Origin of the sequence: Streptomyces sp. NPDC047315 (assembly GCF_040643215.1) — a bacterium.
Lineage (GTDB): Bacteria > Actinomycetota > Actinomycetes > Streptomycetales > Streptomycetaceae > Streptomyces.
This window is the reverse complement of the sequence record NZ_JBEYTZ010000044.1, coordinates 1-13310: the sequence shown is the minus strand read 5'-3', so window position 1 is coordinate 13310 and position 13310 is coordinate 1. Positions and strand designations below refer to the sequence as shown.

Here is a 13310-nt window from a genome sequence, read left to right as displayed (position 1 = left end):
GCAACGGCGGGGGTGTCAAGAGAAGGGCGGCGGCAGTCGTCGCGAGCTACGTCGGGTGGAGCCAGCCGCGGCGTGGGGGCGCGGGGGCGCGGGACTCCGGCTGTTGGGGGAAGCGGGGCGCGCGGGCCCGCTCCACCTCCTGGCCGCCGCCACCGGGAAGCGCACGGCCCGCCGCGCCCCATTCGCGCACCAACTGTTCGTAGATCGGGGTGGCGCCCGACGGCGGCGCCGCCTTCGGGAGGGTCTGGACGCGCTGCCAACGGGGATTCGCGGGAGTCCTAGCCATATGGCAGCCAACGGCGCCCACCGCGCCCGGGTCACTGAGCACCAAGGGTCACGGAGTAGCGCAGGAACGGTTTTTCGAGGCATGCGGGGCGTGCCCGCGCTCACAGGTCGGCACGGCCCGCGCGCGCAGGGGATCGCGGCAACGGCGTGCGCGCCGTGAAGGACGACCCGTCGGGGTGCACATCGCGCGACACGCCCCGGGCGGATGCCCCAGGGAACGGCGCACGGCGGCAAAGGGCGTGATCATACGGAAAACCGGCTTCATGAGGGGACCGATCATGCGACGCATGGCCTCCGCGCTGCTGCTGTCGGCGCTCGCGTTGGGCGCGACCGGCTGTCAGGGCGCGCCCGACGACCGTAGGGACGCGGCGTCGGCCCGGGCGGACGGGAAGGGGCCGGACGGGAAGGGGCCGGACGGCGTCCGGCGCGCCGCCTGGCTCGGCGACGCGGTCGACCTCGGCGGCGGGGCGTCGGGCGAGCACCTGCGGATGACGGTGCACGGCTACGTCGACCCCGCCGTCGCCGTACGGAAGGCGAAGCAGCCCCGGCCGCAGCCGGCCGAGGGCCGCCGGTGGCTCGGCGTCGACGTCGCGCTGCTGAACGTGGGCGGCAGCCGGCACGACGCCCGCCGCACCGCCGCCTGGGTCACCGACGACCGCGGAAAGCGCCATTCCGTCCTTTCCGGAACCGCCGCCGACGTCAAGGAATTCACCACCGGAATTCCGCTGAAATGGAACACCCTTGCGGTAGGTGAACAATCGGAAGGCTGGCTGGTGTTCGACGTGCCGGAAGACGCGCGCATCACTCGATTCCACAGCACGCTCGGCACGACGACCGTCACGTGGCTGCTCCAACATCCGCCATCCAGGTGAATGCAGGAGGCTGACAAGCCCGTCAGGGCACTAGGGTGCCGAGCCATGAGCACTGCGAACACCACCAAAAACACCGTCCGCCGCAGCCACTTGGGCACCCTTTCCGTGCTCGCCTGGACCGGTGATCCCGAAGCCGGCCACGACATGCCGTACCTGCTCGTCTATTCCCTCGGCGACGGCGACGGAAATGACGAGGAGCGCACCGCCGCCGTGCTCGGAATGATCGACGAATGCGGCCTCAAGGTCGGTGACATGACCGATGCGACGCCCGCTTCCGTGAACTCCCCGATCCGGCTGCTCGTCGAGGGCGGCCAGGCCGTCCTCACCATGCCGTACCTCAGTGCCCAGTGCCCCGCGCCCGAGGAGTGGCTGACCGCGGCGGACGGGCGGGGGCACGCGCACCTCATCGTCGCGAGCCGCCCCTGGCCGGAGGCGACCCCGGGGCAGCCGGTCACCGAGGAGACGCTCCAGGCGTTCCTCGGCACGGAGGAGGCCCTGCTGTCCTCGGCCCACGTGCTGCTGCGCGTCAGCGAACTGCGCGCCTAGACGCGACCGTACGGCCCTCAGCGCGCCGCGAAGGCGAACGGCAGCGCCCGCACCCGGTTGTCGAAGTTCGAGTCGACCAACTCCGCCGGGCCGGTCGCCCGCAGCCCCTGCGTACGGGCCAGCAACGCGCCGAACAGCGCCTTCATCTCCTGGCGCGCCAGGTGCGCGCCCAGGCAGTAGTGCGGGCCGCCGCCCCCGTACCCCAGGTGCGGGTTGGGGGAGCGGGTGATGTCGAAGGCGTCGGGGGAGTCGAAGACCGCCTCGTCGCGATTGGCGGAGGCGTAGAAGAGCACCACCTTCTCGCCCGGGCGGAAGGCCCGTCCGCCCAGTTCGCACTCCGTCGCCACCGTGCGCCGGAACTGGATGATCGGCGTGGAGTGGCGCACGATCTCGTCCACCGCGCCGTCCGCGAACCGCTCGAAGTCCGTTTCGAGCAGGGCGCACTGGCCGGGGTGGTCGGTCAGCAGGACGAGGCCGTGGGCGATGGCGTTGCGGGTCGTCTCCACGCCGGCGACCAGCAGCAGCGAGAAGAACGCCCCGAGTTGCCGCGAGGTCAGCGCCTGGCCGTCCACGTCGGCGGTGACCAGCGCCGAGATCAGGTCGTCCGCGGGGGCGCGCCGGCGCTCGCGCGCCAGCTTCGCCATCACCACGTGCAGATGGCCCAGGGCGCGCAGCCCGCGTCCGGGCACCCGCAGCCGGCGCCGCGCCACGCCCACGTGGGCCGACGCCTCGTCGATCCGGCGGGCGATCTCGATGCGGTGGTGGGCCGGGATCCCCATCAGGTCGCAGATGATCCGGAACGGCATCCGGGAGGCGACGGCCGTGACGAAGTCCGTCGGCCGGTCCCGCAGCACCTCGTCCACGATCCGGTCGGCCACCGCCCGTACGTTGTCCTCCGCCGCGGCCAGCAGCCGGGGCGTGAAGGCACGGGCGACGATCTTGCGCAGCGCGGCGTGCTTCGGGTCGTCCAGGTTCACCATCGAGTCGCCGAAGAGGGCCTTGACCCAGGCGGCGGGCTCGGGGGTGGTGACCCCGGGCGCACTGGCGAAGAGGCGCGGGCTGCGGCTTGCCTCCTGGACGTCGGCGTGCCGGACGAGGGCGTAGAAGCCGCCGTCGCCCCTGCGTCTGCCGCCGCGTCCGTCGGCGGCGCCGAAGCGCACCGGCGCGTCGAGGGTGCGCAACAGCGCGAAGGACTCCAGCCGCCGGGCGCGCGGCAGCTGCCAGAACGAGGCGTCGGCGAGGTCGACGTCCGAAAGTCGGAGCGGGGTCGTCGGAGCGGGGGCGGGAGCGGGGGCGTGGGCGGGGGCCGGAGTTGCCACGGCGGTCGAACCTCCTCGGGTCGGGGGCGCCATGGTGGCCCACGAGGAGGGGAGCGTATGACCCGCCTTGGGGTTCTACGGGCGATTCTCACGCTTCGTTCGGAATGCCATGTGCTGCGGTGCGCTGCTGCATTTGGGGGAATCGTGTGCTGGTCCGGTCGGTTCGCTCGTTCTTCCCCACGCGGTCGTCGTGCGTTGACGCCGAGCCGACAAGGCGAAGAGCACAACCGAGAGATCAACCGAAGAGAAGAGGGGCACACCCACCCATGAAGCTGACCACCCGGGGTTCTGTTGCAGCGGCGTTGGCGTGCGTGGCGGCGGCCGTGGGAGCCGCGCCCGCCGTCGCCGGCACGTCGGTGCCGGTCACGTTGCCGTTGGAGAGCCTGGAGACGGTCGTGCCGATCGAGGTACCCGAGTTGAGCACCGGCGTCCCCGTGCCCGTGCCCGGCGCGCCGGCGGCGCCGGCCCACGTCGACGGGCGGCTGCTGCCGCAGGGAGCGCTGCCCCGGGTGCCGTTCACCGGCGAACTGCCCCACACCGCGGTCGAGGTCCCGCTTGAGCGCCCGCTGGGCGATGGCACCCTCGGCACCGCAGGGGTGACGTCGGACGCGACCGATCTGGTGTTCGCCACGCCGGGCGCCTCGCTCGGGGCGCCGCTGTCCGCGCCGCGCCCCGAACTGTTCGGGCAGCCCGAGCCGGTGCTGCCCGAAGTGGCGCTCCTGACGCCGACGCTGCGGGGCGCGCCCACCGCGGACGTGCTGCTCGGCTGAGTCGCGGCGCCGCCGACGACCGGAGCGACTGTCATACCGGTCGTACCACTCGTATGAGGAACCCTTTGCCGGTCGTCTCGTTGACAGGGGGACGCATCGCCCTGTCATGCATGAAACGGACAAACAGACAAAGGGAGGCTCCATGCGCATCCGAGACCACCGCGGCACGGGTCGCCTGACCCGGCGCATCGCGTTGCGCACGCTCTTCGCGATCGGCGTGGTCGCCGGCACGGCGGGGGCCCTCGCGCCCCTGGTGCGGCACGGCGGCGAGCGGGCGGGTGCGGCGGGCGCCACGGCGGCGGGGGTCGCCGGCGCACCGCCCGCGACCCCCGCCGACCCCGCCGCACCCGCCGACCCCGCCGTCCCCGTGGCGGAGCGGTTCGCGGAGACGTACCAGGGGCGGCGCATCGAGGGCTCCGCGACCGTTCTGGTCCCCGCGAGCCGCTCCACCGGCGTCGCGCCGGCGAGCGCCGCGGGCCACGCCGCCGAACACACCGTCGAGGTGCGGATCGACGGCCGTCCGCTGCACGTCATGCGCCGGGCCGACGGCAGCTATCTGAGCGCGGTGAACCACTACGAGTCGTTTCCGACGTTGCGCGCGGCGGCCCGCGCGGCCGTCGACGACCTGGGCACCGCCCGCCTCTCGCAGACCCCGGCCCACGCCCTGTGAGGCGAAAGGAGCCACAACGAATGAGAACCGGAACGAGAACTGGAACGAGAACCGGAACGAGAACCGGAACGAGGACCGACGCCCCGGCGGGGGTGCCCGTCCGCAAGAACCAGCGGGACCTGACCCCGGTCGAGAAGCGGCGCCTGGTGGACGCGCTGCTGGCGCTGAAGAAGTCCGGCAGGTACGACGACTTCGTCGACCTGCACGGCGAGTTCTACGTGACCGACGGCGAGCGCCGCCCGCGCGCCGCCCACATGACGCCGTCGTTCTTCCCCTGGCACCGCCGCTACCTGCTGGAGTTCGAACGGGCGCTCCAGGAGGTCGACGAGCGGGTGACCGTCCCGTACTGGGACTGGACGGTCGACTCCTCGCCCACCTCGTCGCTGTGGGCGGACGACTTCCTCGGCGGCACCGGCCGCAGCGGCGACCGCCAGGTGACGACCGGCCCCTTCGCGCACCGCACCGGCAACTGGCGGATCAACTCCGGCGTCCTGGACGGCCGGTACCTCACCCGTGACCTGGGACGCCCCGCGGACCCGCTGTCCCTGCCGACGCGGGACGACGTGGCCCGCGCCCTGAAGGAGCCCCAGTACGACGCGCAGCCCTGGGACTCCACCACGAGGAGCGGGTTCCGCAACGCCATGGAGGGGTGGGCCGCCGGCACCCCCGAGCGCTGGCGGATGCACAACCGGGTGCATCGCTGGGTCGGTGGACTCATGCTGGGCGCCACGTCCCCCAACGACCCGGTGTTCTGGCTGCACCACGCCTTCATCGACCGGCTGTGGGCGCGCTGGCAGCAGGCGCAGCCGCGCGCCGGCTATCTGCCGCTCGCCCCGCTGCCGTCGAACGATCCGCAGCACGGCCGGGTGTACGCGCTGGCGGAGGGGCTGCCGCCGTGGGGCGACGCGCCGGCAGCGCTGCTCGACCACACCCGCTGGTACCGCTACGTGTAGCGGCGACCAGCCCCGTACACAGGCCGAGGGCCCGTCCCCTCCGAACCCGAGCGGGTCGGAGGGGACGGGCCCTCGGTGCGGTTCGGCTCAGTAGGCGCCGTGGCCGCCGCCGTTCACGCAGGTGTTGCCGAACGCGGGGTTCAGCAGCCCGATCACGTCGATGGTGTTGCCGCAGACGTTCACCGGGATGTTGACGGGCACCTGGACGACGTTGCCCGACAGGACGCCCGGGGAGTTGGCGGCGGCACCGTGCGCTCCGGCGTCCGCAACGGCCAGGCCGGCTCCACCGACCAGGACGGCGCCGGAACCGGCGACGACGGCAGCGGCCTTCGCGATACGCGACATCAAGTTCTCCTTGCACATACAGGACATCGGCCGCAGAGCTTGCGACCTTCACGATGACAACGCGATACCCCGTAGGTGGTAACGGATCATCGACGAACTGATCGTCTGTGCGAGTGGCGCACGGGCCGTGACCCCGTGCGGGGCCCGGCCGTTGCCCGGACATGGAGAAGCAGAAGCAGCACCAGAAGCAGCAGAACCGCAGGAGGGCCGCCGTGGTGTGCGCCCTGGCACTGGCGGCCCTGGGCGGCGCGGGCGCGGGCGCGCACGCCGCACCCACCGCCACGGCCGGCGGCCACAGCGCCGGCGAGGTCGACCGCAACATGCTCAAGCCGCCGCCCGGCGGCGTGCTCGCGCCCGTCACCGACCTCGCCGGCGGACTGCTGCCGCGATAGCTCAGACGCGCGGGGTGCGGCGGACGGACCGGCCGGCCAGGACGTCCGTCCGCACCCCCTCGTACACCGCGAACTGCCCGTCGACCAGGACGTGCGGAATGCCCGTCGGCAGGGTGCGCGGCGCCTCGAAGGTGGAGCCCGCCGCGACCGTCGCCGGGTCGAAGAGCACCAGGTCGGCGCGGTAGCCCTCGCGCACCAGGCCCCGGTCCGCGAGCCGCAGCCGGGCGGCCGGCCGCGAGGTGAGGTGGGCCACGGTCTCCTCCAGCGAGAGGATGCCCAACTCGCGGGCGTAGCGACCCAGGTAGTGCGGGAAGGTGCCGTACGCCCGCGGATGCGGCTTCGCGCCCTGGAGGATGCCGTCGCTGCCGCCGGTGTGCACCCGGTGGCGCATGATCGCGCGGACGTTCTCCTCGTGGCCGACGTGCTGGAGGATCGAGGAGCTGAGCCGGTCCTCGATCAGCAGCCGGCGGGCGGTGACCCAGGGGGTCTCGCCGCGGTCCTTCGCCGACTGCTCGATGGTCCGCCCGACGTACGAGGTGAGCTCCGGCCGGCCGACGCCGGAGATCTCGATCGTCTCCCACTCCATCGGCACGCCGTGGCAGCCGTCGGAGCCGACCTCCTCCAGGTGGTGGCGGATCCTCTCGGCCGTCTCGTCGTCCGCGAGGCGCGCGAGCAGCGCGTCCGGGCCTCCCTCGCTCGCCCAACTCGGCAAGGTGGCCACCAGGGTGGTGGAGCCGGGGGTGTACGGATAGGTGTCCAGCGAGATGTCGGCGCCCTCCGCCAGAGCCGCGTCCAGCAGCGCCAGCAGATCGCCCGCCTTCCCCTTGTTCACCCCGAAGTTCATGGTGGCGTGGGCGAGGTGGAGGGCGCAGCCGGCCTCCCGGGTGAGCTGGACCATCTCCTCGTACGCCTGGAGCGCACCGGCGCCGTAGGAGCGGTGGTGCGGGCAGTAGTAGCCGCCGTACGAGGCCACCACCCGGCACAGCTCGGTCAGTTCGGCGGCCGGCGCGTACATCCCGGGGGTGTAGGTCAGCCCGGAGGACATGCCGACGGCGCCCTGCTCCAGGCCCTCGGCGACGAGCTGCTTCATCCGGGTCAGCTCGGCGTCGGTGGCGGGGCGGTCGTCCCAGCCCACCGCGTACATCCGCACCGTGCCCTGGGGGACGAGGTAGGCGGCGTTCACCGCTATCCCGCGGTCGAGGCGGTCCAGGTACTCGCCGACGGTGCGCCAGTCGAAGTCGACCGATTCGTCGCCCGGGGCGCCGCCGTTCCAACCGGCGATGCTGCGGCGCACGCCCTCCAGGGTGCGGTCGTCGACCGGGGCGTACGACAGGCCGTCCTGACCGAGGACTTCGAGGGTGACGCCCTGGGCCACCTTCGCCTCGTGCCCCGGGTCGCGCAGCAGGGCGAGGTCGCTGTGGGCGTGCATGTCGATGAAGCCGGGCGCGAGGGCCAGCCCGGCGGCGTCGATCGTGCGGGTGCCGGGCGCGAGGGCGGGCGCCGGGTCGCCCTCACGTCGGATCGCGACGATCCGGCCGTCCCGTACGTGCACGTCGGCCCGGTAGGAGGCGGCGCCGCTGCCGTCGACGACGCGCGTGTCCCGGATGAGGAGGTCCATGTCGGTTCCGCCTGTCTCAGAAGAAGGTGCGGATGTAGTCGATGACCGTGCCGTCGGCCTCGACGAGCGGGATCAGCTGCCACTTGTCGAAGGCCGTGCAGGGGTGGGACAGGCCCATGCCGATCCAGTCGCCCACCTCCAGGTCGACGCCCGGATCGGTGCGCACCCAGCCGTGCTGGTCGGACAGGCCGCTGACCTCGATGCCGGTGGCGGGGCGGAGCTCGCCGGTGCGGGCGTCCCGCACCGCCTGCGCCTCGGGCAGGTCGAGGTCGTACGCGGCGTCCCGCTTGCCCGCGTTGAGGAACGCCTGCGTGGGGCTGGGGCGGGAGACGACCTGCGCCCACAGCCGCAGCGCGGGCTGGAGCGCACCCTCTTCGGGGACCCGGTTGAAGGGGGTCAGATGGCGGTAGTGGCCGTCGTCGTGCGAGACGTACGCGCCGGAGCGCAGCAGCTTCAGGACCGGCCGGGACAGCGCCGGGACCTCGGCGAAGACGTCGGCGACGGCGTCGAACCAGGCGCTGCCGCCGGCGCTGATCACCACGTCGTCGCTGTCGGCGAAGCGGCCGGCGGCGTCGAACGCGGCGGTCAGCGCGACCAGCCGGCGCAGCCAGGTGCGGACGCTGTCGCCGTCGGCGTTCGGGACCTCGCCCTCGTAGCCGCAGACGCCGACCAGCCGCAGCGTGGTGACGGCGGCTACCGCGTCGGCGACGGCGGCGCACTCGGCCTCCGTACGGGCTCCGGTGCGGGCGCCTTCGCCGGCGCCGAGCTCCACGACGACGTCGACCGGGCGGGTGGCCCCGGCGGCGGTCAGGGCCTGGTCCATCAGCTCGACGCCACGCACGGAGTCCACGTAGGCGATGAAGCGGAAGTCGGGGTCGCGGTTGAGTTCGCCGGCGAGCCAGCGCAGGGCGGCGGCGTCCACGATCTCGTTGGCGAGGAAGATCCGCTGGATGCCGTGGGCCCGGTAGACGCGTGCCTGGTGCGGGACGGCGGCGGTGATGCCCCAGGCGCCGCGCTCCAACTGGCGGGTGAAGAGCTGGGGGGACATCGAGGTCTTGCCGTGCGGGGCGAAGGCGAGACCGTGGCGCTCGGAGTAGGTCTGGAGGAGGTCGAGGTTGTGCTCGACGGACTCGGCGGAGAGCGCGAGTACGGGGGTGGTGAAGCCGCCGGTGAAGAGGGAGCGCCGCTCGGCCGCCAGCTCGGCAACGGTCAGTCCGTCCGCGTCGGGCGGCAGCGCCTTGAAGCGGTGGTCGACCCGTTCGTGGCGGAGTTGGCCCAGCTGATCGGCGGGCATGGACGCCTCCTCGGTTCCTGCGTTGCATTGTCTGCAACGACCATTGCGTATATCGCTCGGTGCTGTCTAACATCCGGCCGAGCGTCGGGTCAATGGATCCGGCGGCCCCAGACCCCGCGAGGAGCCCCAGGGTGAGCAGCGTGAACGGACCCGACGTACCGCCCGCCGCGGACGTCACCAAGGCGGTCACGGACGTGATCTGCCTCGGCGAGTCCATGGTCACGTTCCTGCCCTCCCGCCCCGGGCGCCTCGCCGACGTCCCGTCCTTCGCCCGCGCCATCGGCGGCGCCGAGTCCAACGTGGCCTGCGTGCTGGCCGCGGCCGGACACCGCACCCGCTGGGTCAGCCGGGTCGGCACGGACGGCTTCGGCGACCACCTCGTGGAGACGATCTCCGGCTACGGCGTCGACACCTCCGCCGTCACCCGCGACGCCTCCCGCCCCACCGGGGTCTACTTCCGCACCGCCGCCGACCGCGCTGCCGACGGCCACGAGGTCGTCTACTACCGCGCCGGCTCCGCCGCCTCTGCGATGTCGCCCGCCACCGTCTCGGACGCCCATGTGCTCGGCGGCCGGGTGCTCCACCTCACCGGCATCACCGCCGCCCTCTCCGCCGACTGCCTCGCGCTCCTGCGCCGTCTGCTGCGTCCACGCCCGGGCCGGCCGTTGACCTCCTTCGACGTCAACCACCGGCCCCGGCTGTGGTCCGGCGCCGAAGGGCCGGAGGTCCTGCTCGACCTCGCCCGCAGCGCCGACCTCGTCTTCGTCGGCGAGGACGAGGCCGAAGCCGCCTGGGGCATCGAAGGGCCCGCCGCGATCCGCGCCGCGCTGCCCGAGCCGGCGGTGCTGGTGGTCAAGCAGGGCGCGGCCGGAGCGACCGCCTTCGCCCGCGACGGCGCCGGGGACGTGGTGGCCTTCGTGCCCGCGCCGAGCGTGGAGGTCGTCGCCGCCGTCGGAGCGGGCGACGCCTTCGCCGCCGGCTACCTCTCCGCGACCCTGCGCGGACTGCCGCTGCGCGACCGGCTCCGGCACGGCCACCTGACTGCGGCGGCCGTGCTCACGGTCCCGGAGGACCTGGGCAGACCGCCCGCGACCGAGCGGGCCGACCGCCTGGCCGCACTGGACGACGCGGCCTGGGGGAGACTGCGTCTCGGCCCCGGCTGGACCTCAGCCGAGGATGAGGAGGTACGTACGCCATGAGCCAGACCGTCGACCGCGCGCTCAGCATCCTTCCGCTGCTCGCGCAAGGCCCCGCCGACCTCGGACAGGTCGCGCAGCGCCTCGACGTCCACAAGTCCACCGCGCTGCGGCTGCTGCGTACCCTCCACGACCACGGGCTGGTGTTCCGACAGCAGGACCAGCGCTACCGGCTGGGCGCCCGGCTCTTCGCGCTCGCCCAGGAGGCGATCGAGAACCTGGACGTGCGCGAGGTCGCCCACTCCCACCTCGTCACCCTCAACGAACAGATCGGGCACACCGTCCACCTCGCCGTGTACGAGGAGAGCGAGGTGCTCTACATCGACAAGGTGGAGAGCCGCTACCCGGTCCGGATGTACTCCCGGATCGGCAAGCCGGTCGCCATCACCGTCGCCGCGGTGGCCAAGCTGCTGCTCGCCGACCTGTCGGAGACCGAGCGGCGGATCATCGCCGAAAAGCTCGACTACCCCCTCTACACCTCCCGTTCGACGCCGAACGCCGCCGCCTTCCTCAAGGAGTTGGCGATCGTGCGCGAGCAGGGCTGGGCCACCGACCTCGGCGGCCACGAGGAGTCCATCAACTGCATCGGCGCCCCCATCCGCGGCGCCGACGGCAAGGTGGTGGCCGCGATGTCGGTCTCCGCACCGAACGTGGTCGTCACCGCCGACGAACTCCTCACGCTGCTGCCGCTGGTGCGGCGCACCGCGGACGCGATCAGCCGGGAGTACTCCGGCGCGGTCACCCCGCACTGACGTCCCGCCACCCCGAAGACCTCTGACCCCCCCGCCAACCACCCTCGCGAAGGAACCGAAGAAGAACATGACCGAGAAGACCGCGATCGTCCCCGCCACGCACACCGCCCCGCCCGCGAAGTTCTCGCACGGCGTCAAGAAGGGCAACATCCTCCAGGTCGCCGGCCAGGTCGGCTTCCTGCCGGCCGTCGAGGGCCAGCCGCCGACGCCCGCCGGCCCCACCCTGCGCGAGCAGACCCTCCAGACCTTCGCCAACGTCAAGGCGGTCCTCGAAGAGGGCGGCGCCAGTTGGAACGACGTGATGATGATGCGCGTCTACCTGACCGACGTGAACCACTTCGCCGAGATGAACGAGATCTACAACGCGTACTTCGAGGAGCAGGGCCTCACCGCCCCCGCCGCGGCCCGTACCACCGTGTACGTCGGACTGCCGCCCGGCCTGCTCATCGAGATCGACGCCCTCGCCGTCCTCGGCTGACCCGGCACCACCACCCCCACGAACCGGTCCGCGGGTCGCCCCCTGAACGGCCCGCGGACCTCCTCCACCCCGCACCCCGAACCAGAAGCAGCTTTGCCCCACCCCCACAGCACCACCCCCTACGGGACGGCGCCCCGCCGCGGAGCGCCGTGCCGTGCTCCACCACACCCAAAACCCCTCCACCGACGTAAGGGTTTGTCGTGTTCACCTCTCTCGCCGCATCGGCGCCCGCACCCGAGGCGCCACCCCACACCGGAGGACTGCTCCTCCTGATCGACGGCACCGCGGGTCTGCTGACCGTCGCCGCGCTCGGCATCGTGCTGCTGCTCGTACTGATCATCAAGATCCGGCTCCAGCCGTTCGTCGCGCTGCTCGCCGTCTCCATAGCCGTCGGCCTCGCCGCCGGGCTCTCCGTCACCGAACTCTTCGGCACCATCCAGCGGTCCGCCGCCACCTCGGTCATCGAGACCGGCATGGGCGGCATCCTCGGTCACGTCGCCATCATCATCGGCCTCGGCACCATGCTCGGCGCCATCCTGGAGGTCTCCGGCGGCGCCGAGGTGCTCAGCAAGCGCCTCCTCGGCCTCTTCGGGGAGAAGCGCGCACCGCTCGCCATGGGTCTGACCGGTCTGATCTTCGGCATCCCGGTCTTCTTCGACGTCGGCATCTTCGTGCTCGCGCCGATCGTGTACGCGGCGGCCAAGCGCTCCGGGAAGTCGGTCCTCCTCTACGCGATGCCGCTGCTGGCGGGTCTGTCGATGACCCACGCCTTCCTGCCGCCGCACCCCGGCCCGGTCGCCGCGGCCGGCCTGCTGGACGTCTCGCTGGGCTGGGTCATCCTGATGGGCGTCGTCGTCGGCCTGCCCGCGGTCGCCGCGGCCTGGGTCTTCTCCGACTGGATCGGCAAGCGCATCTACGTCGAGGTGCCGCAGGACATGCTGGAGGCGGCGGAGGAGGCCAAGGCCACCGTGGCCGCGGAGCGCACCGCGGACGGCAAGGGCGGCCCGGAGCAGCCGGTCTCGCTCGCCACCGTGCTGCTGATCATCGGTACGCCGCTGGTGCTGATCCTCGCCGCGACGTTCTCCTCGATCGCGCTGGACGAGTCCACCTTCCGCTCGGTGGTCGAGTTCTTCGGCAACCCGTTCGTGGCGCTGACGATCGCCCTGTTCATGGCGTACTACCTGCTGGGCATCCGGCGCGGCTGGTCCCGCAAGTCCCTGGAGCAGGTCTCCACCTCCTCCCTGAAGCCGGTCGGCAACATCCTGCTCGTCGTCGGCGCGGGCGGGGTCTTCGGCGCGGTCCTCAAGGCGAGCGGGGTCGCCCAGGCGCTCTCCGACACCTTCGAGGACGTCGGGCTGCCGGTGATCGTCCTGGCGTACCTGATCTCGCTGGTGCTGCGGGTGGCGCAGGGGTCGGCGACGGTCGCGATCGTCACCACCGCGGGCATCGTGCTGCCGCTGGTCGAGAACGGCGACCACTCGCAGGCGTTCCTGGCGCTGGTGATCATGGCGATCTCGGCGGGCTCGATCTTCGCGTCGCACGTCAACGACGGCGGGTTCTGGATCGTCGCGAAGTACTTCGGGATCTCGGAGCGGGACACGCTGAAGTCGTGGACGGTGCTGGAGTGCGTGCTGTCGGTCGTCGGCTTCGCCGTCGCCGCGCTTATCAGTCTCTTCCTGTAGCGCCTTCCCGTCGGGGGGGGGGGCCCCCCCCCCCCCCCCCCCCCCCCCCACCCCCCCCCCCCCCCCCCCCGGCGGGGGGGGGGGCCGGTGGGGCCCCCCCCCCAAAACCACCCCCCGATCACCCCCGCCCCCTTGTGT

15 protein-coding genes are annotated in these 13310 nt (G+C 72.6%); 10 read left to right on the top strand and 5 right to left on the bottom strand.

The features are described from left to right. Positions 1–46 precede the first annotated feature (46 nt). A complete protein-coding gene (locus tag ABZ842_RS34450) occupies positions 47–286 on the bottom strand; it encodes a hypothetical protein (RefSeq protein ID WP_361546152.1) in 240 nt (79 codons plus the stop codon). Between the two features lie 277 nt (positions 287–563). On the opposite strand from ABZ842_RS34450, the gene ABZ842_RS34445 reads away from it, so the two are divergent. Further along, positions 564–1157 (top strand): DUF4352 domain-containing protein, encoded by a 594-nt coding sequence (locus ABZ842_RS34445; protein WP_361546149.1) that lies wholly within the window; start codon positions 564–566, stop codon positions 1155–1157. Positions 1158–1202: 45 nt separating this feature from the next. Next, a complete protein-coding gene (locus ABZ842_RS34440; protein ID WP_361546146.1) occupies positions 1203–1703 on the top strand; it encodes a DUF5949 family protein in 501 nt (166 codons plus the stop codon). A gap of 17 nt (positions 1704–1720) precedes the next feature. Here the strand turns inward: ABZ842_RS34440 and ABZ842_RS34435 are convergent, their stop codons facing one another. Then, the gene (locus ABZ842_RS34435) at positions 1721–3022 is read right to left on the bottom strand and encodes a cytochrome P450 (RefSeq protein ID WP_361546143.1); all 1302 of its coding nucleotides are present in this window, start codon (positions 3020–3022) and stop codon (positions 1721–1723) included. Positions 3023–3288: 266 nt separating this feature from the next. On the opposite strand from ABZ842_RS34435, the gene ABZ842_RS34430 reads away from it, so the two are divergent. The 3 genes from ABZ842_RS34430 to ABZ842_RS34420 all read left to right on the top strand — a co-directional run bounded on the left by ABZ842_RS34430 (position 3289) and on the right by ABZ842_RS34420 (position 5415). Next, positions 3289–3792 carry a hypothetical protein gene (locus tag ABZ842_RS34430; RefSeq protein WP_361546140.1) on the top strand — a complete coding sequence of 168 codons (504 nt, stop codon included), beginning with the start codon at positions 3289–3291 and terminating at the stop codon, positions 3790–3792. Positions 3793–3934: 142 nt separating this feature from the next. Beyond that, on the top strand, positions 3935–4462 hold the full coding sequence (locus tag ABZ842_RS34425) for a tyrosinase family oxidase copper chaperone (RefSeq protein WP_361546137.1): 528 nt from the start codon (positions 3935–3937) through the stop codon (positions 4460–4462). 92 nt (positions 4463–4554) lie between these two features. After that, entirely contained in the window at positions 4555–5415 is an 861-nt protein-coding gene (locus ABZ842_RS34420; protein WP_361546134.1) for a tyrosinase family protein, read from the top strand. 87 nt (positions 5416–5502) lie between these two features. Here ABZ842_RS34420 and ABZ842_RS34415 read toward each other — a convergent pair whose 3' ends face one another. Further along, positions 5503–5760 (bottom strand): chaplin, encoded by a 258-nt coding sequence (locus ABZ842_RS34415; protein WP_361546131.1) that lies wholly within the window; start codon positions 5758–5760, stop codon positions 5503–5505. Between the two features lie 161 nt (positions 5761–5921). Here ABZ842_RS34415 and ABZ842_RS34410 point away from each other — a divergent pair, with 161 nt between their 5' ends. Continuing rightward, entirely contained in the window at positions 5922–6152 is a 231-nt protein-coding gene (locus tag ABZ842_RS34410; protein WP_361546128.1) for a hypothetical protein, read from the top strand. Between the two features lies 1 nt (position 6153). On the opposite strand, the gene ABZ842_RS34405 is transcribed toward ABZ842_RS34410, so the two are convergent. Beyond that, the gene (locus ABZ842_RS34405) at positions 6154–7770 is read right to left on the bottom strand and encodes a D-aminoacylase (protein ID WP_361546125.1); all 1617 of its coding nucleotides are present in this window, start codon (positions 7768–7770) and stop codon (positions 6154–6156) included. Between the two features lie 16 nt (positions 7771–7786). Further along, a complete protein-coding gene (locus ABZ842_RS34400; RefSeq protein WP_361546123.1) occupies positions 7787–9064 on the bottom strand; it encodes an amino acid deaminase in 1278 nt (425 codons plus the stop codon). 131 nt (positions 9065–9195) lie between these two features. On the opposite strand from ABZ842_RS34400, the gene ABZ842_RS34395 reads away from it, so the two are divergent. From ABZ842_RS34395 to ABZ842_RS34380, 4 genes are all read left to right on the top strand, one after another. After that, complete coding sequence (locus tag ABZ842_RS34395; protein WP_361546120.1) at positions 9196–10263, top strand: sugar kinase; 1068 nt, start codon at positions 9196–9198, stop codon at positions 10261–10263. Then, positions 10260–11012 (top strand): IclR family transcriptional regulator, encoded by a 753-nt coding sequence (locus tag ABZ842_RS34390; protein ID WP_361546118.1) that lies wholly within the window; start codon positions 10260–10262, stop codon positions 11010–11012. The genes ABZ842_RS34395 and ABZ842_RS34390 overlap by 4 nt, the downstream gene beginning before the upstream one ends. A gap of 67 nt (positions 11013–11079) precedes the next feature. Continuing rightward, entirely contained in the window at positions 11080–11490 is a 411-nt protein-coding gene (locus ABZ842_RS34385) for a RidA family protein (protein WP_361546115.1), read from the top strand. 200 nt (positions 11491–11690) lie between these two features. After that, positions 11691–13172 carry a gluconate:H+ symporter gene (locus ABZ842_RS34380; RefSeq protein ID WP_361546112.1) on the top strand — a complete coding sequence of 494 codons (1482 nt, stop codon included), beginning with the start codon at positions 11691–11693 and terminating at the stop codon, positions 13170–13172. Positions 13173–13310 lie beyond the last annotated feature (138 nt).

Excerpts from the sequence above, each read along its gene's own strand:
- ABZ842_RS34450 (WP_361546152.1), bottom strand. The coding sequence starts at position 286 with ATGGCTAGGACTCCCGCGAATCCCCGTTGGCAGCGCGTCCAGACCCTC.
- ABZ842_RS34445 (WP_361546149.1), top strand. The coding sequence starts at position 564 with ATGCGACGCATGGCCTCCGCGCTGCTGCTGTCGGCGCTCGCGTTGGGC.
- ABZ842_RS34440 (WP_361546146.1), top strand. The coding sequence starts at position 1,203 with ATGAGCACTGCGAACACCACCAAAAACACCGTCCGCCGCAGCCACTTG.
- ABZ842_RS34430 (WP_361546140.1), top strand. The coding sequence starts at position 3,289 with ATGAAGCTGACCACCCGGGGTTCTGTTGCAGCGGCGTTGGCGTGCGTG.
- ABZ842_RS34425 (WP_361546137.1), top strand. The coding sequence starts at position 3,935 with ATGCGCATCCGAGACCACCGCGGCACGGGTCGCCTGACCCGGCGCATC.
- ABZ842_RS34415 (WP_361546131.1), bottom strand. The coding sequence starts at position 5,760 with ATGTCGCGTATCGCGAAGGCCGCTGCCGTCGTCGCCGGTTCCGGCGCC.
- ABZ842_RS34410 (WP_361546128.1), top strand. The coding sequence starts at position 5,922 with ATGGAGAAGCAGAAGCAGCACCAGAAGCAGCAGAACCGCAGGAGGGCC.
- ABZ842_RS34405 (WP_361546125.1), bottom strand. The coding sequence starts at position 7,770 with ATGGACCTCCTCATCCGGGACACGCGCGTCGTCGACGGCAGCGGCGCC.
- ABZ842_RS34400 (WP_361546123.1), bottom strand. The coding sequence starts at position 9,064 with ATGCCCGCCGATCAGCTGGGCCAACTCCGCCACGAACGGGTCGACCAC.
- ABZ842_RS34390 (WP_361546118.1), top strand. The coding sequence starts at position 10,260 with ATGAGCCAGACCGTCGACCGCGCGCTCAGCATCCTTCCGCTGCTCGCG.
- ABZ842_RS34385 (WP_361546115.1), top strand. The coding sequence starts at position 11,080 with ATGACCGAGAAGACCGCGATCGTCCCCGCCACGCACACCGCCCCGCCC.